Source organism: Paenibacillus sp. CAU 1782, assembly GCF_054551715.1.
Map to the genome: position 1 here is coordinate 66,638 of NZ_JBTOLL010000017.1, position 25,589 is coordinate 92,226.

Genomic DNA, 25,589 nt, shown 5'->3' on the forward strand with positions numbered 1-25,589 from the left:
CACGCACACATTTTTTTGGATAAAAATCTTTTATAATAACAGGAAGTAGAGGGGGAAAAAACAATCATCCAGTAACACTAGCACCTTGCCAATAATAAAAACGACATATCAGGAGGATTATTATGCGGATAAAAAAGAAACAAGGGTTAGCCAGCCTTATCATTGTTGCTTTGCTGCTAACGATTATCCCTGTCCCGCTCCATGCTGCTCCCGGGACAACCTTCACCGTCTCGGAAACCGGCACAGTGATATTCAGCCCCCTGCTTCAAGGCTATACGACAACGCAAATCAACGGAATAAAAAAAGATATTACGCTAACAAAAGTCGGAGGCGACGCGATTCAGAATTTGGCCGTGAGCTTTAGCGGCGGAGCAAACAGCCGGTTTGCGACAGGCACTGTCCTTCCCGATACGCTTGGAGCAGGCGTGCAGTCCGCTACGCTCAAAGTGTTTCCCAAGAATGGCTTAGCCCCGGGAAATTACACGGAGACCGTAACCATTACAGCTGACGGCGGCATCAGCCATAGCTTTCAGGTCAGCTTTAACGTGATTGCACTGGTACATGCCGCAACGCCTGTTATTCATATTCAGCCAATTGGTGAAAGCGTTGACAAAGACTCCTTTTTGATGCTGGATGTATGGGCAACCATAAGCGATAGCGGAACGCTAAATTATCAGTGGTTCAGCAATACAACCAACAGTACGACCGATGGCACTCCAATTCAAGACGCGAATAGCGAATTCTTTGAGGTCCCTACAGATACAGCAGGCACCACTTATTATTATGTTGGCGTCATCAACACTAATAATGCCGTTAACGGCTCCAAATTCACTAGTGTGTTTAGTGATGTCGTGGAAGTAAACGTATTGGTTCATGCCTCGGCGCCGAGCATTACGTCCGAGCCCGCCAACGAAGTTGCGAATACGGGAGATACTGTGACATTAGACGTGGGAGCCTCATCCCAGGACGGAGGCGACCTGAGCTACCAGTGGTATAGCAACACAGTGAACAGTACAACGGGAGGCACATTGGTTCCTGGAGCAGACAACGCTTCGTTAACCATACCGACCGATGCGCCGGGCACGTTCTACTACTATGCCGTTGTCACCAACACAAACAACAGCGTCAATGGCGTCAAAACGGCCGCCTTGAACAGCCAAATCGCACAAGTAACGATCAATCCAACGTATGAGATTGACCCAATTGTTGACCAAACAGCGCCTAAACTGGTACAAGGCTATGATAGCAGCGATCCGGTAACCCTTACAATAAAGAACAGCGGCACGGGACATTTGACTAATACGGTGGTTGAGATAAGCGGCAGCGATGCCGATCAGTTTGTAGTGACGCAGCCCGATGCCGATGTAGCCGCGGGATCAACTACCAGCTTCGCCATTTATGCCAAAGCCGGCTTGGCCCCTGGGACATATGCCGTCACCGTTACCATTTCCGCAACGAACTTGACGGATGAAAGCTTTACCTTCACTCAAGTTGTTGCTGCAATGGAATTGCCTGCTATACCGCAGCAAGCAACCGGTGCTTCGGGCAATAGACAGGCTTTGCTCTCCTGGAATACCGTCACGGGAGCTACCTATTACAACATTTACCGTGTTACAGGAACAGCGCAGTATGAACTCCTTGATACGGTTTCGGCCTCTTCTTACACTGTACTGAATCTAACAAACGGAACAACGTACAACTTTGTTGTTGCAGCAGGTAATGCCGGAGGATTAAGCGATTATTCCAGTCTGATTCAAGTCACGCCTGCAACACCTCCCGTTTTTGTGTCTCCACCTCCTCAGCAAGCTAATGAAGAGGTTGAAGTCATCATTAACGGCAAAGCGGAAAAAGCCGGTGTTCTAAAAAAAGAATTCTTTAATGGTCAGTCCGTTTCAACCATCATTGTTGATGAAGGAAAGATCGCAGAACGACTTGAAGCCGAAGGCGAACATCTCATTATTACCATTCCTTTCGACAGTAGTAGCGATGTTGTAATCGGCAAGCTGAATGGACGATTGTTGAAATTGTTGGCTGACAGCCAGTCCACAGTGGTTCTCCGTACCCAACATGCGGCGTACACCTTGCCAATAAAAGAAATCAATCTTTCAGCTTTATTTCAACAGCTTGAAGCAGATGACGAATCCGTTAACATCGATTTCATCATTGAGATGGCAACACCAAACGATGCCGATCTTCAAAAAGTAAAAGCGGCCATTTCCGCTAATCGATTGGCTATCGTGGGCTCGCCAATCCGTTTCACAATTCGTGCTGAATCGGGTGACTCCTCCGTTGAAAATATGATTTTCGGCTCTTATGTGGAGCGATCACTTCAGCTTCCTGAAGGTGTTGATCCCTCGCAAATAACAACAGGAGTTATCATTGAAGAAGATGGAAGCATTCGTCACGCGCCTACGAAAATCGTAAGTATTGACGGGCAGTATTTTGCCCAAATCAACAGCATGAGCAACAGCGTTTACGCCCTCATCCGGAACACGGTTGCTTATGACGACACAACAACTCACTGGGCTGGCAACAGTATTCATAATATGGGCGCACGGCTGATCGTTAATGGCATAAACGAAAACCGGTTTGCTCCGGACCGCAGCATCACGCGCGCAGAGTTTGCAGCGATTGTGGTACGAGCGCTCGGATTGAAGCTCCACCCCGCGCAGGGCAGCTTTAAGGATGTGGAGCAAGACGTTTGGTACAGCGACGCCGTACAAACAGCATCGGCCTATGGCTTAATTAACGGTTTCGAAGACGGCACCTTTAGGCCGCAGGAAAGCATTACGCGCCAGCAAGCCATGCTCATTCTATCAAAAGCCATGAAACTGACCGGACTGAGAGGAGCCGAAAGCATTAGCAGCATTGCCAAAATTTATTATTACCATGACGGGGAGAGTGTAGCGGCTTGGGCGGTTACAGGCGTGGAGGATGCCATAAGCGGGGGCATCGTTGCGGGCAAAGACAGCCGAATTCTGGCTCCGCAAGCTGTCATTACTAGAGCCGAGGTAGCCGTCATGATTGAGCGGCTGCTGCAAAACTCCGTTTTAATAGACTAAAATGAAAAAGCAAATCGTACAGCAGCCCTTTCACTTCCCTGATTCTTGGAAGTTGAAAGGGTTGATTTTTGTTGTTTGTAAAAATATAGATTATCTCGTATTCTTATAGTTATTGCTTTTATTATGGTTATGCAGCAGGAAACGGAGACTATTCATGCTATGAAATCTTCATCTTTTTTAAGCCGGCCCTTCTACTTTCTATGGACCACTCAAACTGCGGCTAACGCTGCGGATGTACTTTACATTATGGCGCTGACGGTGCTGGTGCTGGATCAGACCAACTCGTTGGTTTCGGCTGCATTAATGCCGCTGATGCGCAGCGGCGCCCAAATGCTGAGCAGCCTGATAGCTCCGCTGCTAATCAACCGCTTCAAGCTTCCATCCTTGCTGCTATTGTCGCAAACTGGCCAATTCCTGCTGTTTCTCTGCTTGGCCGTTTACCTGCAGTTAAATGGAGAAAACTCTTCGCTTACGTTGGTTTTTGCGCTTGTATTCGTGATGTCCTTCCTCGACGGATGGACAACCCCGGCGCGAAACGCTCTTATTCCACGGCTGATCGCGAATGAGCAAGGTTTGCTTAAAGCCAACAGCTTGATCAGCATCAGCGACCAAGTTGTGCAATTTGCGGGCTGGGGATTAAGCGGCGTTATCGTCGCGTTAATGGGCCCTAGCCCTACGCTGCTTCTGACCGCCGCGATTTATGGTCTGGCGGCTGCTTTTACACTGGGCGTCAAGGAGCCCGCGGATGCCGCAAGCGCAACCTTGCAACACCAGCCAGAGACTTCGTCGGAGCAGCAGGAAGTGCCCGTCGCCTCCAGATGGCATACGCTGACCGAAGGCTGGAAAATGATCTGGGCGATGCCGCGCCTGCGAATGCTTACCTTCATGGACATGATCGACATGCTTGGCGGTTCAGTCTGGGTTGGCGCGTTTACGCTCGCTTTTGTACAGGTCGCGCTTGGGCAAGGAGAGGAATGGTGGGGCTTTATTAACGCGGCATATTTTGCGGGAACGGTTAGCGGCGGACTGCTGGTGCTGGCTTTGGCACGCACCATCGGCAACCGATATCTGGCGGCTATGCTGGTTGGCATGGCGGGGTACGGCGTGTTGACCGTACTCTACGCGCTCAACACCTCCCCTTATATCGCGCTTATTCTGGTGCTGCTCATGGGACCTTTTGCTGAGCTTTCCATCATCAACAGGCGGACCCTGATTCAACGGAGCGTAGCCAAGCTCATGTTGCCCAAGGTGTTGTCTGCCCAGGCTTCCCTCCTGCATCTGGTATTTTGCATTTCGCTGCTTGTTATGGCGGGACTTGCCGAAGGCATTGGTATTGTAAACTTGTATCTACTAGCTGCCGTACTCACTTTGCTGGCGCTTTTCATAGGCTTAATTGGGCGCAAAACCTTCCGGGACACAGAAACGCAAACTGCTGTTGACCATCCAGGCAAATGCTGAATTCGGCTTGTAAACGATGAGCGGCGTCTTTGTGGAGTGCCCGGGGCCGGAAGCTAGCTGCACGTTACAGGCATCCCGCCCGCAACGGACATCCAAAACCATTAAAGCCTTGTTTTGGCGCAATGTCCACTTTTAACGGTCATGCATGACCGTTAAAGCTTACATTCAGCCCCAAAACGCGCATTTTGAGCATTTAATGGACATCGGTGACCTTTACCCAAAGCTAATGTGGCCATTTGCGGCTCTAGCGGTCATCGGTGACCGCTAGACTGGCAAAAGGCAGCTGTTGATGTCCATTTTGAAAAAAGGTTATCGTTTTCCGTAACTAAGACTCTTGCTCAGTGAAATCAAGCGCTGATGATAAGGTTGAGCCACAATTTGGGCAGACCTTTTCCTCCGATTGTTTTTTTCCGATATAATAGTGAGACAAAGACCAACTCTCCCTGCTATTACCCAACTTCATCATAGAGGGGACATCGATATGACAGTGGATATTCTTAAACGAAACTATGTAAAGGTAACAGGAACCGGCGAGCAGACACTCGTTTTTGCCCACGGCTTCGGCTGTGATCAGGACATGTGGCGCCACATCGTTCCGGCCTTCGAGCAAAACTACAGAATCGTTTTATTCGATTACGTCGGCTCAGGAAAATCGCAGCTAGATTTATATGACCACAACAAATATAACGACTTGAAAGGTTATGCGCAGGATGTCCTGGATGTCCTGGAAGCGCTGGAACTGAAAAACACCATTTTTGTCGGGCACTCCGTAAGCGGAATGATCGGCATGCTGGCTTCCATCTGTAATCCGGACTATTTTTCCAACATTATTATGATCGGCTCTTCGCCGCGATATATGAACGAGCAGCCGGGCTATTACGGCGGGTTCGACAAAAAGGATATAGACGAACTGCTGAACATGATGCAGTTGAATTTTATCGGGTGGGCCAGCTACCTGGCGCCTATCGTTATGCAGAATAATGACAGAAAAGAATTGACCGAGGAGCTGGAACAAACCTTTTGCTCGCGAGATCCGCATATCGCTAGGCAGTTTGCGGAGGTCACTTTCTATTCCGATTGCCGTTCCAGGCTGGATGAAGCATCGGTTCCCACGCTGATTTTGCAGTGCTCGGACGATAGCATTTCTCCAGTTGAAGTTGGCCAATATTTGCACGCCCATCTCAAAAACAGCAAGCTGCACCAGATGTCGGCCAAGGGGCATTACCCGCAATTAAGCCATCCCGGCGAGATGATCCAATGTTTAAAAGATTATTTGACCGGCGCGTAAGCACGGAGAAAGGCATATAAAATGGATGTACGGATAGACAATGCGCCTTGCGGATATTTTTCGATCTCCGAGGCGGGCACCATTCAGGCTATCAATCAAACGCTGCTGACCATGCTGTCCTACAGCCGCCAAGAACTGGTTGGCCGCCATTTCGAGTCAACGTTGTCCGTGACAAACAAGCTTTTTTTCCATACCTATTTTTATCCTTACATTCAACTGTACGGCCATGTGGAGGAGATGTATCTTTCGCTCAGGACAAGCGCCGGCGAGGATGTGCCTGTACTGCTGAACGGCGTAAAGCAAACCCGTGACGGCGTTGTTTGCATTGATTGCGTAGTGCTTGTTATGCGCAAACGGATTCAGCATGAGAAGGACACTATGCAGACGAAGACCCGACTTGAAGCCCTCTATCAAGAAACAAACGAGGCGAACAAAAGGCTGGAGCTCTTGCATGACGAATATGAAAAGAAGCAGCAGGAGCTGATGGAGATGAACCGTCGGCTGGAGATGTTGGCTTCTACCGATCCTCTAACGGGGCTCAGCAACCGGAGATTTTTTCAGGAAAAGCTGACAACCGAGCTGCAGGCCCATCGGGAGACGGAGCAGCCGCTTTCTCTTCTCATCATCGATATTGACCATTTCAAGCATATCAATGACACGTACGGCCATCCCGTAGGCGATCTGGTGTTATCGGAGCTTGCGAAGCTGCTTCAAGGCATGTCCCGGGAAAGCGACCTGTTCGCCCGGTTTGGCGGCGAAGAATTCGTTGCGTTAGTGCCCGGGGCTGCTCAAGATGACGCAACCGCTTTTGCCGAGAGTATCTGCGTTGCGGCTGCTTCCACCTCCATGGGAGGGTACCAGATTACGATAAGCATAGGCGTGGCAACCGCAATCCCGCAGGAGACCGAGCTCTCCATTGTTCAAAAAGCCGATACGGCACTCTACGCGTCCAAAAGCAGCGGGCGGAACCGCGTGACGCATTGGGCGGTTCTTCCTCCTTCCGCCGAGGCTGCCACAAAGTAGGCGTCCTTGGCTTAAAGCGGCAGCCATGGCAAAATAGCGCGGTCTGGAACATTAACCATATTAAAAGCCAAAGGATACCGATGTTAGTATCCTTTGGCTTTTTGATATCCGAAGCATTGTCCTCTATGTATGCCCCAGGCTTTTCAAGTGATCTTCGCTAAGATACGTTATCCCCGGCAATCCGGTTTTAACAGCAACTCCCCAACCAAATCCTTCACGCTGCGTTACTTCGGCGTGTACAGTATTAACGCCTTTCCTCCATTTAACCGGCACGCTTGCAAAATCCGGACGTATGCGTCCGTCATGGCTTGGGGGCTGCCAGAGCCAATCCCCCCTATAAACTTCGATATCGTTAACCCACAGCCGGATCGAATCGCTGTATCCAAGCGTGAGCAAAGTTTCTGTCTCTTCTTGAAGCTTAAAACAGCTTTTGGCTTCGACGACCAGACCCGGCTTCGCTTCGCAAATCCGATTGAGGCTAAGGGTGCCGTTTTCCTCCGCTATAGCTTTTATCCATGGCTCAGCCTTCTCTTGCGTCAGCGGTTTTTTCACCAACCACTCGGTCAGGAATTCTTCTTGTTCCGGCTGCCTCTGGTCGAAAGCTTCAGCTTGCGCAGGATCAGAAAAGGCCTCAGCAGATGCAATTTCTTCAATCGAGAAATTCCTAATGTATACCGGCACATAATTCCAGAAGCCTACCTTGCCCAGCCGTTCCCCGCCATGCTGAAGATTTGAAAGCACAAACGCCGGAGCAGGTTGATCATCCAAAAAAACCTTGGCTCCCTCCGGTCCAACCTCAACGGCAAACCGATGCCAGGCTCCTGTCATATCAGGGAGCGGCTTTTGATAAGCCGGACCATTGTAAATTTGCCAGGTCATCGACCCGTTGATGATTGGATCATATTGAATTTCAACCGGCGCTAAATAAACAAGCTCAAAGTTGCTTTCGTCTTTTGCCCCAAAAATTAAGCCGATAAAACCCACTTCACCGGGTATCGCCACCTCTGCCTCCATACGAAATGAAGAGAACGTCACTTCCTCGCGCAGAAAAAAAGCCGAATTCATTTGGTTCAAATATAACGCCTTTTTTCCCTTCCAATCTCCCGGAATTGCCCCGGAATTCCCCCCATTGAATGGTTCCAAGTCATCCCACAAAGCATACACACGTTTCTCCGCCGCCATCCGATCCATTCCTCCCTTTCCAATATTTCCATTCTAAATTATCATTGATGGTAAAGGCATGTACAGTTGCAAAATAACGAAAATAGCAGAGAATACTTGATATATGAAAGAGGTTGAATACAGGTGGATTATACGGACAAACGCATTCTTGAGGAACTGAGTAAAGATGGCAGAATTTCAATGAAGCAATTGGGCGAAAAGGTTCATTTGAGCGGACAGGCTGCAGCTAACCGGGTCGTGCGGCTTCAGGACGAAGGAGTCATTGAAGCCTATACAATCACATTGAATTATGCCAAAACAGGACAAGCTTTACATACGTTTATTACGATATTAACGATTAGCTACGATCATCAGCCGCTTTTTTCCTTTCTCGAAACAAAAACCATCCATATCCTCAAACGTTTCAAAATTAGCGGAGAAGGCTGTTATTTGCTGGAATGCCGCTTTCACTCCAACGATGAACTTAACTCCTTCCTGGGCGAGCTTTCGCGCTATGCCAACTACCGGTTAAATATTGTGGTTGGAGAGATATCCACATTTTCCGATTAAAAATGAACCCATCCCAGCTATCATTTGTCTATATAGAGAGGTGATAAAGGTTGAGTCACGATTCTTTAAAGCATTTGACCGAAATGGATCCACTGACTTTGGAAAGCCTGATGACAAAGTACGGACAAGATGTGTGGAATTATGCCTTTTTTATAACAAAAAACAGGGTCATGTCCGACGACATTACGCAGGACGTTTTCATTCAAGTCTACCGGCATGTCACTTCTTTTAGAGGGGAGGCCTCGGTTAAAACCTGGTTAATGAAAATAACCCGGAACATCAGCTACAACTATCGCAACTCCGCTTTTTTCAAAAAGGTGTTTCTCATCAATATCGTTTCCGATGAACATTATCATTCCGCAGAACAATCTTTTATCGAAAAAGAAGCAACAAATGCCGTCTGGACACAAGTGTTCAACCTGCCTACAAAATACCGGGAGGTACTCGTGCTGCATGCTAAGTACCAGCTTTCCCTCAAAGAAATAGCCGATATCCTGAAAATCCCGCAGGGAACAGTCAAGTCACGGTTGTTTGCTGCGCGAAAGAGAATGTCTGTCCTATTGAAAAAGGAGGAATTCCATTGAAACCAGAAACTCCCGAGTGGTACAAATCGATGCAAAGCAACCCCTTAAAAACAGAAACGTTCAGTCAGCAGTTGGCGTTCAAAATAAAAAGCGAGGCATTGTCACCGTCCATCAAAAAGGGCTCTTTGCCACGCCGCCTATCGTTGATCAGCTTTTCAATACTAGCGGGTGTCATAGGGTTAATGCTGTTAATCAATAAAACAGAGATATTGGAATCCCTTCAGAGCAACGCCGTTCCATCCAGCAATGGCCTGGCTTCCATCAATGACTCTGCTTCCAGCAATAGCTCGGAATCCGTCCCTACTTCCGCGGCGGGACCTCTTTCGACTCAACCCGGCCAAACGCCAACCGATGAGGAATGGGAAGCCCTCATTAATAAAAATAATCCATCTACTTACAAGGAATTTCTGGATAAGGCAAAGATAAATGAAAACGTGACGATGGTTTTTTCGAGAAAGCTGGAGGAATACAAGGACAATCAATCCATATCTGTAGGCTTTGATTATTTGAAATGGAACTCTGGAGAATGGAAAACGTCACAAAGCGTTTTCTACCATATGAGAAGAGATGAAAATGGTGTTTTCTACTTTCAGAGAGGAATTAACAAAGAGGTTCCCGAGGACCGTTTAATTACGGCGTGGAGCGGATTGGACAATAACCCTCTTCTATATGGAATGGTTATTGATTCGGAAATATCCCAAATCCGGATTACGGATGGGAATCAAGAGCAGTATAGCGCAAAGATCATCCCGCATAGCAGCGATGGATATACCTATTGGTATGCAGCGATGTCTTCCCGCGAGGAGCCCTACACCGTGGAAAGCCTGAATGCCGAAGGGCAAGTCCTCACCAACGACGTCTTCTATTCGTATTAAAAATGGATATAGGCAGACCGTTACGAGCCAAAGCTTCGTAACGGTCTGCCTTTTCTTTTTACAATGAAGTCGACCGGCACGTTATCATAATCGCCAAATGCCATCCCGTCAAGAGAAAACTACAAAATAAGCGATTGAATGGGGAATCCCCCGTTGTTTTATCCTAGGTTGGAGGGATTTGGAGGGATGCGGAGTCGTAGCCCTTTTTTCAATCTACTGTGATTGGCGTAAAATGAAGGAGATTCAATGGAAAAACAAGGTTAAACGCATAAAGGATGGAGCAGAATGAATGCAGGAACAAAATAACGGAATAAATAGGAGGACAACCATGCACAGAGTGGACAAAATCAAATTTATAGCCCTTTTTGGAGAAACGCCGGAAGCACCCTGTTACGGATACATCGAGTTGGACAAGGAAGGCACTTTGCTTGCGCTCTACAATAGCGATGGTGAAGAAATAGACATTCACGGCGGACATGAATATGTAAGGGTGCGGATTGTTGGCAAGTTCGATAACGAAGATCGGGATCATTTTTATGATTTGTTGGAAAGCGATGGCGTAGGCTGATCTATCCACGAATGCCAAACCATTAATCGTTATATCAGCCTTTAATAGCTCCGACCAAAACACCTTTGACAAAATATTTTTGCAAAAACGGGTAAATAAACAGTACGGGCAGAGTGGTCAGTATAATCGTAGCGTATTTGATGGTTTCTCCTATTTTCCGCGCTTCGCCCACGCTTGCTCCTGTGGATATGGAATCGGTTATATTGTTGATCAGGATTTCCCGCAGTATCAGTTGAAGGGGATACAACATTCGATCTTGAATGAACACAGATGGAATAAACCACATGTTCCACTTGTCGACTGCTGTGTAAAGCGTAATGACACTAATAACCGCCAAAGACAGCGGTATAATCAGTTTAAAGAGCATAACGGCATGGCCGGCTCCATCCATCTGTGCTGATTCTTCAAGCTCGGGAGGCAGTGCAAGGAATGCAGTACGCATAATAATCAGATGGAATGTTTTGATTGCAAATGGAATGAGCAGCGCCCACAGGGTATTCATCATACCGATTCCTTTGACAACCAGATAAAATGGAATAAGCCCTGCGTTAAAAAACATGGTTGCAACAATAAAAATCATTAGCGGTTTGTTCCACAGCACATTACGCCTGGAAAGCACATAGGCGGCGATAATCGTCAAGGAAATGTTAAGCGTTATTCCGCCGGCAACCAGACGGATTGTGTTCCAGTAACCGCTCCAAAGCGCCGGATTGTCCAGCGCCCGTTCATAGGCAAGCGTGCTGAATCCAAGCGGCTTCCATAACAAACCGCTTGCGGCCATTAGTTGATCGCCGTCGCTGAGCGAGGCAAACAGGACATACAACAACGGGTAACATGTAACGACCAACAGCACGGTTAGCGCACCATATACAACAGTAGCGAATATTCGATCTGCCAAACTCAGGTGAATCTCCTCCTTTCCACGTTTTACCAAAGGCTGCTTCCAGCAGTCTTCCGGCTAAGCCAATTAGCCAAAACAAGCAAAAATAAATTAATCGCCGAATTAAACAAACCGATTGCGGAGCTGAAGCTCCAATCGTTATCGAGCAGCCCTTTGCGGTAGACAAAGGTTGAAATAACATCCGCCGTCTCATAGATAACGGGATTGTAGAGCAGCAATATTTTTTCATAACCGATGTCCAGCAAATATCCCATCCTCAGAATAAACATGATCGCAATGGTTGGAAGCAGTCCGGGCAATGTAATATTAATCATCTGACGCCATCGACCAGCGCCGTCTATGACCGCAGCCTCATATTGATCGTTCGGAATTGCGGTCAATGCGGCAAGATAAATAATGGATTCCCAGCCGGCTCTTTGCCAAATTTCGGACAAGACATAGATGCCGCGGAACAGATCCGGCTGCTGCAGTAAATCTTGACCATTCCCATCAGTTAGCCAAGTAAAGGCCAGATTAACGATGCCGCCGCTCCTCGTCAAATCCTTGAGTATCCCGCAAACAACAATTAACGAAATAAAATAGGGCAAAAAGGATATGGTTTGGACAATTGACCGAAAAAAGACAGTGCGTACCTCGTTAATGAACAAAGCCAGCACAATTGGCGCTGTAAATTCGAATACAAGCGAGTATAAGCTCAGCAATATCGTATTTCGCAATAGTCTCCAGAAATAATAGCTGCCAAAAAAGGAACGGAAGTGCTCCAGACCAACCCATTCACTACCCCCTATTCCTTTCATTGGCGAATAATGCTGAAAGGCAATAACTGCGCCGTACATAGGAAAATATTGAAAGATAATATAATAGGCGACGATTGGAACCGCAAGCGCATAAAGCCACTTGTTACGCCTCAAGTCTCTGAGAACCAGTTGCCGGTTCATCGGCTAAGGAAACGATCATACGCTGCCTGCTGGATTTCCAGCGCTTTGTTAATGCCAAGCTTTTCAAGCTTGCTGACGAGATCGTTGTGCGCTTCCTCAGCCGTGGCAGCTCCAAGTATGACTTTTAACGTTGTCTCGTCGACCAGTGTATTGACATCGGTCATAATGCGCGCATATTCATTGGAATCCCCGGCGGCAATAGAAACAGGCGGAAGGACATGCTTCAGATTGTCAGTTTTCCATTTGTCATAGTTGTGGTCTTCATTCGTTATAGCCAATCTTTCAATTAAGGCCTTCGATCCGACATATGGACCAGGGCTAACCGTGTGCGTATAGAGAGTCAAAGCCTCGAGATAAGACAAATTGTCGGGATTATTCGTTATCAAATCAGTCAACTCCGGTTTCCCATCCTTTAACGTATAGGAAACACCTTCCGCGCCATAATTGAACAGGAGGTAACCTTCCTCTCCGTACGCATAATCGAGTACTTGAACAGCCAATTCAGGATGATTGCTGGAGGCCGAAATGGCAGCGGAAGCCTCTGCTCCATACAGCCAGGTTTCCTGCCCAAACATTGGTATATCTCCTTTGTCCAGAACAGGATAAGGCGCAAATACAAAGGCAGCGCTTTTATCCTTATCCCTTAAAGCAGCTTCCCACTTATCAATATTGGCTCCTGATGAGAAGGTTGCCCCCGAAGCGCCGGTCATGATATTGGCATCCTGGGTTTTACGATCATTTTGTGAAAAATTGGGGTCCAGTAATCCTTCTTCGCGCCAAAGGCTCATTGTTTCGAGGAACTGCTTGTAGCCGGGCTGCAACGGACCATAATAAACTTGCCCCTCATCGACAAAATAATCACGATTAACGCCAAACGCGCCGATAAAAGCGCCATCCAAAAATCCTTGCAACACATGGGTTTGACTACTGAAAGTAAGCGGCAGGGCGGCTCCCTTACGTTCTTTAAACGCTGTTAGCACATTGTGCCACTCATCAATTGTTGTCGGTACCCCCAGGTTCAACTCCTCCAGCCAATCCTTGCGAAGTACAGGACCAGCCCATTGCGTCGTCATTCCTCCTTCTTTTATAAACGGAAATGCGTAATAGTCGCCATTGTCCGTCTTGACTAATTTGTCGATTTCGGGATGCTCTTGCAAATATTTTTTCAAATTAGGCGCGTATTGATCGATAAGCTCGTTCAATCTTATAATATATCCCTCGCCAAGCGCTTTTTCTGGTCCTCCGGCTATACCGGACAACCAGTTGTATTCGATAATATCAGGCAAATTGCCGGAGGACAGCAAGACGCTGAAAGCTTCCTTGGCCTGTGCCGAAGAAACCTCGGAGAAGGTGACAGGCACCCCTATAGACTTTTGCCATTCCTGGTAAAAAGGGACTTCGTTGATGCTTGATTTCAGAGTCGTCTGACTTTGCAGCCAATAAGTCAATTCCGTATCCGTTTTGATTGGATAACCCGTGGCGCTGCTGCTTCCCGGCGTGTCCAAAGGCGAGGCGGACGGTTTAGTTGCATCTCCTTGGCTCGAGCAAGCCGCAACTATAAGGACAAAAGCCAGTATAATCAAAAACAGTACCGTTTGTTTAAACCTATTCATTGGCGAGCAATCTCCTTTATCAATTTGTACTTGAAACTAGAATCTATTTTTTGATAAAATCCAAAGTAAGCATAGTGTAATACTCAAATTTAGTACAAGGCGGGGGTACAACATGATCGCATATCGCAATCGTGAGTTTATCTGCACTTCAGAAATTACATTGGGTTTAATAAGCGGCAAGTGGAAGCCGTTAATATTGGGTTATTTATCACATGGAACCTACAGATTCAACGAGCTTCAACGGTTTATGCCAGAGGTTACTCAAAAAATGTTGACGATGCAGCTACGTGATCTGGAACGACATGGCTTGATCATCCGTAGGGCGTATGCTGTCATCCCACCAAAGGTTGAATATTCCTTGACCGAACTGGGAGAAAGGCTGGTAAAAATGCTGGGCCAGCTTTGCGACTTTGGAGAGGACTACATGGCTCTGTTTCCCGATACGGAGCATGATAAAGAGTCAAGCCATCAAGCATAAGATTCTGCAAAGGCAATTCAATGATTTACGACAGGTATATCAGAACCTTGGTTCCAAAACCTTTTCCTGCTTCCGTCTCTTCTTCTGTTGCTTGGGAGCCCGAGACGAAAACCACATTTTGCGGATACAGCTTTCCTAGCAGTGCAAGGAAGATTAGCGGGCTTTCTTCTGCCGATACATAGCAGAGGCTTCCGCTGATGTTGCTGCTCCCAGCAACAAGTCCCGCTAATTCAAGCAATTGCAACGCTTTGTATTCCATTCTGTGGGGACTTTGCCCGACCTCCGCCTGATGTTCATCTATATATTGGCTGTCGTCGCGATGAGAGCGATACATGTAGCGATATCCCCGTGCCGCTTGACCAACATCTATAACATATTCTTGCTGTCCCTCGACCCAACGCAAGCTAAGCAGAAAGCGATTCTTATCCACCCTAACAGGCACAATCTTAGCTTGAATGCCAACATGCTTCTCTCTTTTAACAGTAAATTCCGCAGGCTTCACAACCTCAATGAAGCTGCGAGGAGCTTTCTTGTAATCTTCATAACTGTAATGAAAAGGAATACTCAATGATTCGTTTCCTGCGGTAGACGGTTCCGACGACAGCCGTGCAGGATGCCAGCGCAGCAAGCTCCTTGCCACTGACAAGGTCGAATCTCCAACAATTGCAGGAAGCACAATTCCGTAACGGTATTGAAAAGCATAACCGGTCTCCTCTATTTCCGGTGCAAGCAGGTTTTGCGCCAAGTGAACCATTTCCTTTTGCGGCATGTTCCGGACAAACAATCTGGTGATAAAACGGTCAAGTGCCGGCTCGATGAACCGCAATCCAGCTGCTACTCGCCCTTTTCCAATTGGAATCGGCACCTCCTGCCAGTTCACAAACGGCAGCAAAGAATTGCGCAGTAATATGAGTTGATGCAAATACTCGTTAAATAACTCCATACATTCGGCGTTTCCGCCAGGCCCCATCAAAACTTGAACGACCTCAGGCGTCCACAAGTGCTGATCGCACCGGCTCCTTAATGTCAGTTGCCTCAGTGTTTGACTGCCATAACGCTTCCGCCCTTGTTTTAAGGCGAACCCTTCTTTTGCCAAATTCGATATCGTCTCTCCTATTATTTGAGCCTGGCGCAGGACTTCATTATAGCCATGGTCGCTTTGGGACAGTTCCGCCAATGGTAAAACAGCTTCCCTGCCGGTCAGCGCAAGACTCGCCCGGACATTATTCAACAGTGCCTCCGCAAAAGAATCGTCACCAAGACGGATACATATAGCCTCAAGAAGCGTCCCAGCCTCGCGTACAATATCCTTTGCCAAATACACGCCTTCAGGCAACTCCCAATGATACAAGGCACGTTCTTCTTCGTTAATTCCCATAAAGAGTTGCAAATCGATACGGCTACCGATGGTTAGTCTGCTCTTACCCATTACTATCCGGTAATCCAACTACACTGCCCCCTTTACTTAACTTTTGTCCAGTATATAAACATTACCTCGAATTGAGAAGTACGCACAATTTTGTGCGCTGCTGTTAAACTTGTGCCTCAGTATCTATTTTGATACTGCCCTCTGGCCGACCAAGGAGGAATATGGTGCATATGGCAGGATGTTTCCGACTGCCGCCGACTCCGAAAACCTCACACCATCTGAGAGCTTTATACGGGAAAATATGCTCTGTTACGCCATTTTCCATCTGTATTGGTGTTCGATATACTTTTATAAGACCGATTCAAAACATAATGGAGGGTGATTACACTGAGTTATGTAGACCTGTTGGGACGTCGGAGCACCATCTTAAAACACCGTTTGGACAAAATGCTTAGAAAAGAAAATGCACAAGGGCTTAACAGCCAGGAACGATACTTTTATCTATCGATTATTAAAGAGTGGCATCAAGTCGAAAGCGAGCTGAACTCGGCCCGCAAAAATTCATAGGCTCGACACAACAACAAAAATTCAAGAGTCTAAAAGTCGCGAGCGTCCGTAAACGCTCAAGGGCGTGTTTGCAAACACGCCCTAATCCTTATTTAATTTGATCCTCAAACTTACCGTTTTCCGTTTCCCAGTTAATCAAAATATAAACCCCCTCCTTCTGAACCGCATCTATTGTCGTATAATCCTCCTCAACAGTTATCAGATTATAGTTGATCTCAAACATCGTGTTTTTGTTATTTTGAATGTCCTCAATAATAATCCCAAATTGTTCTTCATCTTCTTCCTGGTATGCGCCATCATTTATTAATTTCTCTCTATAGGAAGGATCATACACGTTAACGACTTGTGTCCCTAATGCAGTGCCCAACGCAAACGTAATCCGCTCCACTTCTCCGAGGTCTTCGGCATCGCCTTTGTACTGGTACCTAATCGGGAAAAAGCTTTTCCCATTATGTTGGATTATTTTATTTTCAATTTCAGCCCCCCACCGCTCACCCTCGGCCTCAAAAATAATCGTTTGAACCTCTGCCTGATTAGAACAAGCCGTTAATAAAGCAAATAGAATAATGGTTAAGTATAATCTTCTCATACGCTTCCTCCTTTTTTCGACGCCTTTTAATTCATTATATTTTCCTGCTTATGGGCTTGGAACACTTTTTAGCTGCATCGAAGACAAAGGCCCTCCCTCTTGGTATTCAACTTGAATATAGTAGAGTACTGAGGAGGGCGTTTTGATGAAAATTTTGCATTTGCCTTACGGAATTGGCATTAGCACACTGAGTCAAGCCTTGCGGAAACAAGGCGTTGATGCGGCGTCGTGCAGTTTGAGGTATAACCGTTATTCATATATGGCAGACACTCAGCTATATTTGGCGCATTATCCACGGCAGCAGGCTGAAAAAATGAGGGATGCCTTTTTTGAAGAAGCGTTGCATAAATACGATATTTTTCACTTTCATTTTGGGGAAACCTTTTATCCTGATAAGCGAGACTTGAAAATACTAAAGGACCACGGCAAAAAACTCATCGTCAACCATCGCGGCTCCGAGGTGCGAATGCTTTCAGTAGCCCGCAGCTTTGAGAACCCCTATGTGACCGTGAAACATTCATGGGTCGACGAGGAGAAGATACACAATAATTTAAAGCAGCTCTCCCAATACATCGACCATGCCATCGTCAACGATTATGAATTGCATGCCTACGTAGCTCCGTATTATAAAAAGGTTCATATCTTGCCGCATGCCATCGATACCGGGAAGTTCCAGCCTCATTACCCGCTGGAAGGAGCCAGGCCGTTACTAATTCACGCCCCGACACACAGAGAAATTAAAGGGAGCAACTATATTGTTGCGGCGGTTGAACACCTTCAAAACGAAGGCTTTGAATTTGATTTCAAGTTAATCGAAAACCTCGCTCACCTCGAGGCAATGGAGCTTTACGAAAAGGCCACCCTCGTCATTGATCAGCTGCTGATTGGCGCTTACGGTCATTTGAGTGTGGAGTCGATGGCGATGGGCAAACCCGTTATCTGCTATATCAGGAACGATTTGCGGCCCAAATATCCCGCTGAGCTCCCCGTCATAAGCGCTAACCCGGATACAATCTATTCAACCTTGAAATCGCTGCTGAGCAACCCCGGCTACTTTAAAACCATTGGTGAACGAGGCCGGGCATTTGTGCAGCAATACCATGATATGGATGCGGTCGCGCAAAAGCTAATTAACATTTATAAGGAACTATAGTAAAAAGCCGCGCATTGAGCACGGCTTTCAACCAGAATCGGTTTTAGTTGACAAACTGTAGCCTTGCATTGTTAAAGGTCAGAATCGCCTGCTCGCGGGTGTAGTTGCCTTTTGGATTAAATCGATCCTCGCCAACTCCGTTCATGATGCCTTTCCCAGTCACGTAATCAACTGCTTCCACCGCCCAAGAAGATGTCTTCTGCCGGTCGGTAAAGCTTGATTTGCCGGAGACCGTTGTTTTCTGCCCTAATGCAAGCTGCATATTTACAATCATCACCGCCGCCTGCTCACGGGTAATTCGGCCATCGGGATTAAAGATGCCCTCTCCCGTTCCATTAACGATTCCGAGCGCATGTGCGGCAAGTATATGGGGATCGCTTGTATCTGCAAAAGCAGTAAAGTCAATCCCCTTACCTTTTAACGCCAAATAGGAGTCGATGGACATTCCTTTGGAAGCTTCGATATATCGGATAGCCAGCTGAGAAAAATCAGCGCGCGTAATGGCCTGTTTGTACGATGAAAGCAAATTGGCCGGTACAAGCTGGGCATGAGTAGCAGCAACGATGTCTTCTTTTGCCCAATTGCTTGCCAAGTCGAGATTTTTCAAGGGAGCAGCTTTCGACGAAGGATCGAATGAATATAATGTGATGGCATCTTCGCCTTCTTCTACGGCCCATTGAATCAAACCCGACTTCTCGTTATAACGCAGAGTGTCGAAGCCATTAAGCGGAACGTACGGAATAGCCGTTGCCGGTGTGATGACCGTTCCCGATCCGTTAATGACGGAATAGAATGTGCGGTTTTCGTTCATGCTGGAGTCGGAGTAACTTTGCCATAGCAGTACATATCTATCCGATCCAGTCCGCACGATTTTTGGGAAAATGGCATTGTCCTTCTCCTTGTTCGTGTAATTCGTCAGCCAAACCGGATCACTGATCATGCTTAATGATTTGTTCATCGTCAGGATGAATAAATTCCGGGAATCAGTCCGTTCCCTTGAAACGTCAGCTGACTTTTCATAGCTTCCCACAAAGAGGTATCCGTCTTCCGTTTCGGCTACGCCGCCCATCTCCGCAAAGGTATATTGATAGGTTGGCCCTTCCTTGAAGGGAAATGAAACAATGCTGCTGTTCCCGGACGGGGTTACGGTATTAAACGCAAAACCTCGCGGTCCAACATCTCCGTGATCGACAAACAAAAATCCGTTCTCTATTGGTAAAATAAATTGATTAAAGGAATGGCCTGCCGACGGCATCGTCATCAAATCTTCAGCGGCCCCCGTCAAACGCTGGAACGTATTTGTATCAAAAATAAAGCCATACGAGGCCTGGTGATTCAGCCCATCGCCACTCTTGAACATCGTTCGTCCAAAATAAACGGCAATCCGGTTACCAGAAATTTCGATCTTGCAAGTGCTGCTCGCGAATGGAATTTTAATACCGGAATAACCCCGTGCCCATTTCTCATCGTTTGTTTGCGCCTCGACGTAAACCGTTTTTATTTTTTCGGCTGTACGCGAATATTTAACCAGCGCCATGTTTTTTTCGGAAAACGCGCCTTCATCTACCTCTTTCGCATAAAAAATATAGGTGTTGCCATCATCATCTCTCGTAAAAGCACCTACCAATGGCAACTCTTTCGTTATAGTCACACGTTTTATAAAATAGCCATTTTCATCGAACTCGCTAATTTCAAGATCCTTTTTACTCTCGGCCCAGCTTAACACGCTAACCGTACCATCTCCATTAACAATCGTTTGAATAGACCGCGAAATATTGGACCAGTTGTGCAGAAACTTCCATGAAACCTGTGGCACTTTATAGCTCGTCTTGACGGAAGTCGTTTTAATATTTCCTACCACATCCAGTTCAGAAGACAAAGCCGAAGCTGTCGTAGCAGCGCTTACATACGAGGCATTGCCCCCACCACTAGTATAGGCGTTGCCGTTTGAAATGGTCGCAGCTACTACAAATGCAGCTGCCAGGCGTACAAACATTTTGTGATGCAATCTGATGTTCCCCTCTCGAATGAAATAACGTTTTGATCCGTTGGTTTATAGGGCTCTATAAATCACAATATCGATGCCAGTGTCCGTTGGACGCCCTTCCCCGGCAAGTATATCCCCGTTCAAAAAGTCCAGCGCTTTACTATTTGTAATGATTTTTGGCGTCGTGCGAAACAGAGCATTCTCATTCTCCAGCTTCCTGTGGATTTCACCATTATTTTCGATGTACATTTCACAAGCTTGTCCAGTATGATCCGTCCCCTGCAGCATATATCTAGCCGATAAGCTGTGGCGGTCGCCGAAGCGTCCAATAATTTGAGTATCCACCCCTCCATCAAGGACGACCCCTTGGAAATATTGACCTGTCACCGTGCCTGTAAACGTGATCATAACGACAGAATCCCCGGCGTCATTTTGCAGGTTGACCGTTTTGCCTATTGAGACATGTACCGTTAGCACTTCTTCCCAATTCACATGAAACACCTCGCATTTATAAAAATTGGAAATTCATTTTCATATCAAAGCGATAAATTCTATTTGGGACAATATAGCTAACCCTATTATAACAGCACACCTCTTAGAGAAGGCGGTGCAATATATTAAAACTGGAAAATAAATGGCTCCTCCCTATCATCAGCGCTTGTTTCCACTGAGCAAAAGCGTCAAACACGGAAGACGGTGACCTTTTTTCGAAATGGCCTGGACTACCTGGACAGCTCCCCTTCGCCCGCCTAGCGGTCACCGATGACCGCTAGAACCCCGAATGGATGCATTGGCTTCAGCTAACGGTCACCCGTGTCCTTTAGGCGCTCAAAAGCCGCGTTTTGGGGATGAATGCAAGCTGTTACGGTCATGGATGACCTTTAAACATGAACAGTTCATCAAAATAGGGCTTTAACGGTCATGGATGACCATAGCGTATGGATGACCATAGAGCACAGGATGCCTGTAGCGTCTGGATATCCATAGCCTACAGGATGCCCGTAGTGCACAGGAGGTCCGTAGTACGCAGCTAGCTTCCGGCCCTGGCACTCCATCAAGACGCCGCGTACCCATTAGAGGCAAATTCGGCAATCGGAGGCCCTTTGTTCCGCAGTGTTTGACTTCTATCGAAGTCAAACGCAAATTTCTGTTTTGATCCGAAAAAATATTGAGAATGTTTGGCAACCATAAAAAAAGAAAAAAGCACATTGCCGTAATTGACAATGTGCTACGAACAAACCTCCGTTATTCCGGGCCAACCGCTTCCACAACATGGCTCACCATGAAAAGTGGTTCATGAATTTCGGGTTACTCCTTAGCTTGCAGCTTCAACCCGATTGGCGTAGGCAAACCGTCGATTGTGTTGCGGTTTTTCTCCATCCAGTAGGCCTCTAACCCGGCTGCGTCCTTTTGGCTGGCCCATCGGTTAAGCGTATCCCGCTCCTTCTCGTAGGCCATAAAAGGCACGGCATAGCCGCAGGAAGACTGGACCTTGTGGATATCCGCCACAATGATTTGCCTGGCTCCCGGCAGCGCCGGAAACAAAGCGTTTAACCCTTCCCACTCGTCTGATTCGGGCAGCACAACTCTTCCCGTTCCATAGAGACGCAAAATATTCGGCGGCCCTTCAAAGGCGCAGAACATAATGGTGATCCGGCCGTTTTCAATAAGATGTGCGCTGGTTTCATTTCCGCTTCCGGTCAAATCCAGATAAGCCACTTGGTTTTCGGACAAGATGCGAAAGGAATCCTGCCCTTTAGGCGACAGATTAACATGACCGTCTTGAGACAAAGGCGAAGAGCCAACAAAAAACAAATGTTGCTTGCTGATAAACGCCATATGCTCCGGCAGCATGGATAAAAACTGTTTTCCCATCAACATCACCCTTTTTCCCATAATATAGCCATTTTAAAGGAACTCCGCAATGATGTTAAATATATAAAAGCAATACTGCTTATAGTCGTTCCCTATAGTTAGACAATTAAAAAAGGGACGGCTAACGATTCAGCAGCCCCTTGTAATATCATTAATGTATCCTTAGATTCAAATGACGGTTACTTGTTATTCGTTGATTTGTAACAGCCGATAAGATACGGAAACGTCGTATTGCTGATGAATTTGTAGGAATCGTATGCAAAGCATTTTCAAACTCATTGCCGAACTTCCCCTCCTGCCGCCAATTATTTTCACTGCCTTTATATTTGTATACTTTTTACAATGTCATATTCTATTTCATTAATTTGGGTTTTACATTATAATTAAGTCTACTTAATCATCTAGAGAAGAGGTATATTGTGAGAAAAAAATTCATTAACGGATTAGCTTTATTGTCATTGTTTACTTGTATTTTATTTCCGATCAGTACATCAGCTAAAACTCTCCAACTACCCATAAGAGATATGCAGACGCATTATTGGAGTACAACATTACAAAATAAACCTCAACCAAGCGATTCCGGTTTGTTGTGGAGTGAAGAAGCTTATGGAAACTATTGGGGGGAAAGATATTGGGCCAGCGATTTAACAATTTCTAATTCCGTAAATTTTTTGCTTTATGAAAATGGAGATTTATTCTTGTCTACAGATGAAAATTTTAGTGAAAATAGCTTTTCAAAAGTAATGGGCAATGTAAAGTCAATATCACAAATCAGTGTCCCCCTGTACAAATCGCGGGAAACAGTTGAGGTGAAATCATCCAGCAACAAATATTCACAATATAAAATTGAAAATGATAGTGAATTGGTTTTGAATGTAAACTTATCAACTATCCTTACCGACGATGGTGCTTTATATATTATGGGGAGTCCGAATGATATTCCGCAGATAAACAAAAACTTAACTACCGAAAATTTGAACGTTGTTTCTCGTGAAATATACCCCAATTCTACAAGGGGATGGGATATTCTAACGACGGTATCTATCGAAATGTTATTCCCATTTGCCTATCAAGCAGTCCCAAATACACCGATCAAGGTTGCTGACAATATTGAAAACCTTAGTCCATATTACTACCTTTCCGAAACGTCATATACGAGCGAGAGGGGATTCTTCATTGATAAACGGGGTAATGCATACTTTGGATTCCCTGGTCTGAACGAGTCCAAAACTTCAGCAAATCAAAATCTAGTAAACTATATCTCCTATTTTAGCACTGAACTTATGTTATTCGAAGATGGTAGTCTTTATAGTGCGAATGAAAGAGTAAGTAATAATATTAAAGATTTCACACCAACATTATACTTGTTAAATGACGGAACACTCTATGATTATGGGCACAATCTTGTTGATCGAGAAGTGAAGGCTATTTATAAATCCTCCAATTATAATAGTCATTATGAAGATAGAATACTCTGGTCACGTGATTACTATATTAAATATGATGAAAGTCTTTGGGGCGACAATGGGCATGGTTACAGCAAGATAATGGATGACGTCTCTTCTATTTTTCAAGAATATGCAGTAAGAACGAATGGCGAGGTTTTCACGATTGAAGTAAGTGAGAATGGATCACTCTTACCGAGGAAAATAATGAATGGAAACGGGTTATCGACAAAACCAGCAGCTAAGATACATGAAGGAAAAATATTCAAGGATGCCTCTGACTGGGCACTCGTTGATTTACGTTCAGCTAGAACATCTGGGCTTACACTTCCCGTTCAAGAGTTAAGTTACAATAAAGCAATAACACGCGAAAAATTCAGTGAAATTGCTGTTAAACTATACGAGAATTTAGCTCAAAAATCAGCTCCTTCATCAAATAAGAATCCTTTCAAGGATACTAACAATCCTGAAATACTAAAAGCTTATGAATTAGGCATTGTTAAGGGTACTTCAGCAACTACTTTCTCTCCACAAGCCAATATTACACGTGAAGAAGTAGCAACAATATTAAAACGCACCGTAGACATAGCAGGGAAATCATTACAAAAAGGCAGTATAAAAAATTTCTCCGACTACGCTCAAATCTCTAGTTGGGCCAAAGATGCTGTGAGCGCAATGTCTGCCGCAAATATTGTGAAGGGGCTGAGTGAAACTACATTTGCCCCGAAACAGAATACCACGATTGAGCAAGCTGTTATTATGGCCAATCGACTAGTGAAGTAACTCCCTTCCGGAAAAGGGTGTCTTGGAAGCATCAAATCTATTTGTCCGCTTTATTTTGATCCTTTTTCTTGTGGGAAAAAGCGGACAAAATACTCTCCCTCAAAACACCCTTTCCCATCCGGCCTCTCTGCTGAATATTTATTACTTCCACTTGAATTTTAGGATAGCCCCTTGCTATGTTGTTCCTCTCCCTACTCTCCCCCACCGCCACCGGAATCTCCTCATACGAAGATCAATCGCTCCAGCTTCCGACGTACAGCTTCACATTGCCGAATCCCGCTTCCGGTTGTTTAAAATCTATTGCGGCAGAAACTCGTTTGTAAACGTGTCGGAGACAATCAGGTCCTTTTCAATCAAACCTTTTTCCTATAAAAATCCAGGCAAAATCTATATTTTTGCTCGTGGCTGCGAAGAAGTCATCACTTCCAATATCAACCCGCTGCAGCTTGCCAAAGTCGGCTCCATTGTTCTCCATAACCGCCTTGAGCACCGCTTCTTCAGAAGGCGAACCCCATCCACCGTACACTTTACCTGCAGCGATCAGCGTTGCCGTTGCGCCTTCCGACGGTTGAATAATATCGACATTGAGCCCTTCTGCGCTATAGAATCCTTTTTCCAATGCTACGTATAGTCCTGCATGGTTTGTGTTTGGCGTCCAATCCAGAATAACAGCGACCGATTCCGTCTTCGCTGTCCCCGCTTCCTTCTCATTGCCGCCGCAACCGGACAGCAGTCCTGCCGCGATTGCGCCGGCTGCTACTATTTTGAATGCTTTACGTACCATGTCTTTTCGCGGATGCCGCGCTTCTGTTTAAACGACTGAGACAAATGGAGATTGAGGTCTTCTTGGTGAGTGGCGCTCCTGCCGAGGTGCTAAGGGGATATGTTGAAAAGCTTGGAATAAAGGGCATCTACGGTTTCGAGCTGGAGGAACGTGAAGGAAGATTAACCGGTGGTGTGGCATGCAACTACGGGGTAGACAAGGATCGGGCCCTGCTGCTCCCTCCATTCCAAGCTTCCGCTTGTATTCATCTGCATAGCATGGGAGATGCTGTTGCCGACATTCCTTTGTTGGAGAACGCTCGCGTGCCTGTTATTGTAGGTGAAAACCGACTTAAGCTCCGTGAAGGCTTAAAGCCGCTCCGATTTGCTAGCCAACCATGGGACCTCGATCAATTGGAGCATCGATTGGTGGCTGAGCTCACAAGTGTAAATAATTGCAGTTACAACATATAAAAATGACTTACCAACGGAAATGCACCAAGCCTAGTCCATATCGACAAGGAATTGTACGGCTTCCCT

The 25,589-nt window shown here is 46.2% G+C and carries 22 protein-coding genes; 12 read left to right on the forward strand and 10 right to left on the reverse strand.

Annotated elements, in window-relative coordinates; genetic code table 11:
- Positions 1-122: 122 nt before the first annotated feature.
- From ACX93W_RS22855 to ACX93W_RS22870, 4 genes are all read left to right on the forward strand, one after another.
- The gene (locus ACX93W_RS22855; protein WP_459394691.1) at positions 123-3,062 is read left to right on the forward strand and encodes an S-layer homology domain-containing protein; all 2,940 of its coding nucleotides are present in this window, start codon (positions 123-125) and stop codon (positions 3,060-3,062) included.
- 159 nt (positions 3,063-3,221) lie between these two features.
- The gene (locus ACX93W_RS22860) at positions 3,222-4,520 is read left to right on the forward strand and encodes an MFS transporter (protein WP_459394692.1); all 1,299 of its coding nucleotides are present in this window, start codon (positions 3,222-3,224) and stop codon (positions 4,518-4,520) included.
- A gap of 481 nt (positions 4,521-5,001) precedes the next feature.
- Positions 5,002-5,808, forward strand: coding sequence for an alpha/beta fold hydrolase (locus tag ACX93W_RS22865; protein ID WP_459394693.1), 807 nt, complete (start codon positions 5,002-5,004; stop codon positions 5,806-5,808).
- A gap of 21 nt (positions 5,809-5,829) precedes the next feature.
- Positions 5,830-6,831 (forward strand): sensor domain-containing diguanylate cyclase, encoded by a 1,002-nt coding sequence (locus ACX93W_RS22870; RefSeq protein WP_459394694.1) that lies wholly within the window; start codon positions 5,830-5,832, stop codon positions 6,829-6,831.
- Between the two features lie 123 nt (positions 6,832-6,954).
- Here the strand turns inward: ACX93W_RS22870 and ACX93W_RS22875 are convergent, their stop codons facing one another.
- Positions 6,955-8,013, reverse strand: coding sequence for a hypothetical protein (locus ACX93W_RS22875; RefSeq protein WP_459394695.1), 1,059 nt, complete (start codon positions 8,011-8,013; stop codon positions 6,955-6,957).
- 123 nt (positions 8,014-8,136) lie between these two features.
- Here ACX93W_RS22875 and ACX93W_RS22880 point away from each other — a divergent pair, with 123 nt between their 5' ends.
- From ACX93W_RS22880 to ACX93W_RS22895, 4 genes are all read left to right on the forward strand, one after another.
- Positions 8,137-8,562 carry an Lrp/AsnC family transcriptional regulator gene (locus tag ACX93W_RS22880; RefSeq protein ID WP_459394696.1) on the forward strand — a complete coding sequence of 142 codons (426 nt, stop codon included), beginning with the start codon at positions 8,137-8,139 and terminating at the stop codon, positions 8,560-8,562.
- Positions 8,563-8,645: 83 nt separating this feature from the next.
- The gene (locus tag ACX93W_RS22885; RefSeq protein WP_459394721.1) at positions 8,646-9,146 is read left to right on the forward strand and encodes an RNA polymerase sigma factor; all 501 of its coding nucleotides are present in this window, start codon (positions 8,646-8,648) and stop codon (positions 9,144-9,146) included.
- Entirely contained in the window at positions 9,143-10,021 is an 879-nt protein-coding gene (locus ACX93W_RS22890) for a hypothetical protein (RefSeq protein WP_459394697.1), read from the forward strand. The genes ACX93W_RS22885 and ACX93W_RS22890 overlap by 4 nt, the downstream gene beginning before the upstream one ends.
- A 328-nt stretch (positions 10,022-10,349) precedes the next feature.
- A complete protein-coding gene (locus ACX93W_RS22895; protein WP_459394698.1) occupies positions 10,350-10,589 on the forward strand; it encodes a hypothetical protein in 240 nt (79 codons plus the stop codon).
- Between the two features lie 34 nt (positions 10,590-10,623).
- Here the strand turns inward: ACX93W_RS22895 and ACX93W_RS22900 are convergent, their stop codons facing one another.
- Genes ACX93W_RS22900 through ACX93W_RS22910 form a run of 3 tightly spaced genes read right to left on the reverse strand, consistent with a single transcriptional unit; the run spans position 10,624 to position 14,041 of the window.
- The gene (locus ACX93W_RS22900; RefSeq protein ID WP_459394722.1) at positions 10,624-11,493 is read right to left on the reverse strand and encodes a carbohydrate ABC transporter permease; all 870 of its coding nucleotides are present in this window, start codon (positions 11,491-11,493) and stop codon (positions 10,624-10,626) included.
- Positions 11,494-11,516: 23 nt separating this feature from the next.
- Positions 11,517-12,401, reverse strand: coding sequence for an ABC transporter permease (locus ACX93W_RS22905; RefSeq protein WP_459394699.1), 885 nt, complete (start codon positions 12,399-12,401; stop codon positions 11,517-11,519).
- Between the two features lie 23 nt (positions 12,402-12,424).
- A complete protein-coding gene (locus ACX93W_RS22910; protein WP_459394700.1) occupies positions 12,425-14,041 on the reverse strand; it encodes an extracellular solute-binding protein in 1,617 nt (538 codons plus the stop codon).
- 112 nt (positions 14,042-14,153) lie between these two features.
- Here ACX93W_RS22910 and ACX93W_RS22915 point away from each other — a divergent pair, with 112 nt between their 5' ends.
- Positions 14,154-14,519 carry a winged helix-turn-helix transcriptional regulator gene (locus tag ACX93W_RS22915; RefSeq protein ID WP_459394701.1) on the forward strand — a complete coding sequence of 122 codons (366 nt, stop codon included), beginning with the start codon at positions 14,154-14,156 and terminating at the stop codon, positions 14,517-14,519.
- Between the two features lie 25 nt (positions 14,520-14,544).
- On the opposite strand, the gene ACX93W_RS22920 is transcribed toward ACX93W_RS22915, so the two are convergent.
- A complete protein-coding gene (locus ACX93W_RS22920) occupies positions 14,545-15,966 on the reverse strand; it encodes a hypothetical protein (RefSeq protein ID WP_459394702.1) in 1,422 nt (473 codons plus the stop codon).
- 577 nt (positions 15,967-16,543) lie between these two features.
- Positions 16,544-17,044 carry a hypothetical protein gene (locus tag ACX93W_RS22925; protein WP_459394703.1) on the reverse strand — a complete coding sequence of 167 codons (501 nt, stop codon included), beginning with the start codon at positions 17,042-17,044 and terminating at the stop codon, positions 16,544-16,546.
- 145 nt (positions 17,045-17,189) lie between these two features.
- Here ACX93W_RS22925 and ACX93W_RS22930 point away from each other — a divergent pair, with 145 nt between their 5' ends.
- The gene (locus ACX93W_RS22930) at positions 17,190-18,197 is read left to right on the forward strand and encodes a glycosyltransferase family protein (RefSeq protein ID WP_459394704.1); all 1,008 of its coding nucleotides are present in this window, start codon (positions 17,190-17,192) and stop codon (positions 18,195-18,197) included.
- A 43-nt stretch (positions 18,198-18,240) separates the two neighbouring features.
- Here ACX93W_RS22930 and ACX93W_RS22935 read toward each other — a convergent pair whose 3' ends face one another.
- The 3 genes from ACX93W_RS22935 to ACX93W_RS22945 all read right to left on the reverse strand — a co-directional run bounded on the left by ACX93W_RS22935 (position 18,241) and on the right by ACX93W_RS22945 (position 22,059).
- Positions 18,241-20,205 (reverse strand): S-layer homology domain-containing protein, encoded by a 1,965-nt coding sequence (locus tag ACX93W_RS22935; protein WP_459394705.1) that lies wholly within the window; start codon positions 20,203-20,205, stop codon positions 18,241-18,243.
- Positions 20,206-20,250: 45 nt separating this feature from the next.
- Positions 20,251-20,676 carry a DUF3237 family protein gene (locus tag ACX93W_RS22940; protein ID WP_459394706.1) on the reverse strand — a complete coding sequence of 142 codons (426 nt, stop codon included), beginning with the start codon at positions 20,674-20,676 and terminating at the stop codon, positions 20,251-20,253.
- 816 nt (positions 20,677-21,492) lie between these two features.
- A complete protein-coding gene (locus ACX93W_RS22945) occupies positions 21,493-22,059 on the reverse strand; it encodes a pyridoxamine 5'-phosphate oxidase family protein (protein WP_459394707.1) in 567 nt (188 codons plus the stop codon).
- A 419-nt stretch (positions 22,060-22,478) separates the two neighbouring features.
- On the opposite strand from ACX93W_RS22945, the gene ACX93W_RS22950 reads away from it, so the two are divergent.
- The gene (locus ACX93W_RS22950; RefSeq protein ID WP_459394708.1) at positions 22,479-24,287 is read left to right on the forward strand and encodes an S-layer homology domain-containing protein; all 1,809 of its coding nucleotides are present in this window, start codon (positions 22,479-22,481) and stop codon (positions 24,285-24,287) included.
- 349 nt (positions 24,288-24,636) lie between these two features.
- On the opposite strand, the gene ACX93W_RS22955 is transcribed toward ACX93W_RS22950, so the two are convergent.
- On the reverse strand, positions 24,637-25,071 hold the full coding sequence (locus tag ACX93W_RS22955; RefSeq protein ID WP_459394709.1) for an ABC transporter substrate-binding protein: 435 nt from the start codon (positions 25,069-25,071) through the stop codon (positions 24,637-24,639).
- On the opposite strand from ACX93W_RS22955, the gene ACX93W_RS22960 reads away from it, so the two are divergent.
- Complete coding sequence (locus tag ACX93W_RS22960; RefSeq protein WP_459394710.1) at positions 25,056-25,523, forward strand: haloacid dehalogenase-like hydrolase; 468 nt, start codon at positions 25,056-25,058, stop codon at positions 25,521-25,523. The two genes, ACX93W_RS22955 and ACX93W_RS22960, sit on opposite strands and share 16 nt — an antisense overlap.
- The last annotated feature ends 66 nt before the right edge of the window (positions 25,524-25,589 follow it).